Raw genomic sequence first — 1,911 nt, 5'->3', positions numbered from 1 at the left:
CCAGTTGCTGGCCGGTCTCTCCCACGACCTGCGCACACCGCTGGCGCGGCTGCGCCTGCGGGTGGATGTCGAATGCCCCGCCGCCGTGGCCGAGCGCATGGCACCGGACTTTGACGCGGTCGAGCGCTTTGTCGGCCAGTTCCTGGGTTTCGCCCGCGGCGGCGCCGAGATCAGCCTGGGCCAGCCCCGGCCCCTGGCCGCGCAGCTGCATGCGCTGGCCACGCAGTACGCAGCACAAGGTGTTCAGCTGCAGATCGAGGACAGCGCAGCTGCCGAGCGCACCGGCTACCCCGACCTCGCCATCCAGCGCCTGCTGGGCAATCTGGTGGACAACGCGCTGGCCCATGGCCGGCCGCCGGTGCGCATCGTCGCGGAGGGCGATGCGGACGAATGCAGGCTGTGGGTGCGGGATGCCGGCCCCGGCCTGCCGCCTGCAGGCTTGAGCGAAGCGCTGCAGCCCTTTGTGCGCCTGGGCCCTGGCAACGGGCTTGGTGGCCATGCAGGACTGGGCCTGGCCATCGTCGCGCAGCTCAGCGCGCAGCTGGGCGGGCGAGTGACGCAACAGCCCTTCGACGGCCAAGGCCACGCCCTGGGCGTGGCCCTGCCTCGCCAGCGCAGCTGAGCCGCACCCGGCGAACGGGGGAAGGGTCTACTGCCCTTCGTCCACCAGCGAGAGGTAGACCAGGGTCTGGTTGAGCAGTTGGTAGGCAATCTCGCCGAAGGTGGCCGGGCCCTGTACGCTGACGGTCTTCCCCTCCAGGCCGCCGTAGGCATAGTTCAGCACGCAATTGCAGCTGAACACCTGTTCGCCCGGGATCTGGTGGCTGGCCAGTGCCGAGGCAAACGCGCTCACATAGTTGCCCACCGGCCGCGCCGGCCGGTAGACCGTGCCGGGAAAGACCGGCGCATAAAACTCCACGCGCCGGGACTGGGCATCGAGCTTCTTGATGCACACGTTCACCAGCGCGCCGCAGTAGTCGGCCACCAAGGGCAGCTGGGTGTTGAAGCCACGCTCCACCATCCAATCGTGCAGGTTGTGGCTGCGACCATCGATGCGGCAATCGCCTGCTGAAAACCCGCCCTGCGTGAACTCGATGGCCGGCCCGGTTTCGGGCGAGACGGGGTTGACGATGTCCACATGCACCATCTTGTCAGCGGGCACTGGCACATGCATGGCCACCGCGCCATCCTCCAGCGCCAGGCCGGTGCTGCCGTCGAAGACCAGGGGCTTGACCCGGCCCAGGTCATCCAGATGCACGCCCGAGACCCAGCCCACCAGCGGGCGCAGGTACATCTCGGCGTAGCCCGGCGCCTCCTGTGCAAAGGCCTCGTGGGCGCTGCTGAAAGCCGGCATCACGATGAGCGTGAAGCCATGCTCGGGCCCGTCCGTGCAGACCCGCTCCAGGCTTTTGCGGTCGTAGCGCATGATGCGCGGGCCGCTGCCGGCGATGGGCAGCTCGGTGACGAAAAGTGCGTCTCGCGTGGTGGTGCCGCGCTCGGCCATGAAGTAGGGAATCGTGCCGCCTATCCAGGGGCCGCGCGGCAGGCGCCGCAGCAGCGCTTCGTCTGCTGCCATGCAGCAGGGGCGCCCCGCCCGGATCAGCTCTGTGGCCTGCGCCAGGCTCATCAGGCGGTGTTGCAAACTCGTCTTGGTGCTCATGCCGGGCCGATTCTTCAGTGAGCGCGCCAGTTGCGCAGTTGGGAAATCTCGTAGCCCAGCGCGCCTTGGTGGCGTGAGAAGTAACGATGGATCTCGACGAGCTTGAGCATGCGCACATCGCTGTCCTCGATGACGCGGATCTGCGAGCGCAGTTGGGTCAGCAGCAGGCGCAGGCCCAGGGCCCGTACATCGAGCGAGCACTCCCCCTCCAGCAGCGCCAGCCACAAAGGATCGGTGGCGTCCGGCAGCTC

The 1,911-nt window shown here is 68.3% G+C and carries 3 protein-coding genes; 1 reads left to right on the top strand and 2 read right to left on the bottom strand.

All coding sequences use genetic code 11. The features are described from left to right. On the top strand, nt 1-622 hold a 622-nt coding region (locus FKP22_RS28830), incomplete at its 5' end, for a sensor histidine kinase (protein ID WP_233446996.1). 27 nt (nt 623-649) lie between these two features. On the opposite strand, the gene FKP22_RS28825 is transcribed toward FKP22_RS28830, so the two are convergent. Both FKP22_RS28825 and FKP22_RS33010 read right to left on the bottom strand, forming a co-directional pair. Then, nucleotides 650-1,660: a DUF6976 family protein gene (locus FKP22_RS28825; protein WP_141291568.1), complete on the bottom strand. Its 1,011-nt coding sequence runs from the start codon at nt 1,658-1,660 to the stop codon at nt 650-652. Between the two features lie 14 nt (nt 1,661-1,674). Next, nucleotides 1,675-1,911, bottom strand: a 237-nt coding sequence (locus FKP22_RS33010; RefSeq protein ID WP_211361644.1) for a hypothetical protein, incomplete at its 5' end; no start/stop codon positions are given.

The sequence above is a fragment of the Ideonella azotifigens genome (assembly GCF_006519715.1).
Classification (GTDB): domain Bacteria; phylum Pseudomonadota; class Gammaproteobacteria; order Burkholderiales; family Burkholderiaceae_C; genus Ideonella; species Ideonella azotifigens.
This window is presented reverse-complemented; position numbering and strand designations above follow the sequence as displayed.

Bases quoted from the DNA above. Each gene is read 5' to 3' on its own strand.
- FKP22_RS28825 (WP_141291568.1), bottom strand. From the start codon at position 1,660: ATGAGCACCAAGACGAGTTTGCAACACCGCCTGATGAGCCTGGCGCAG.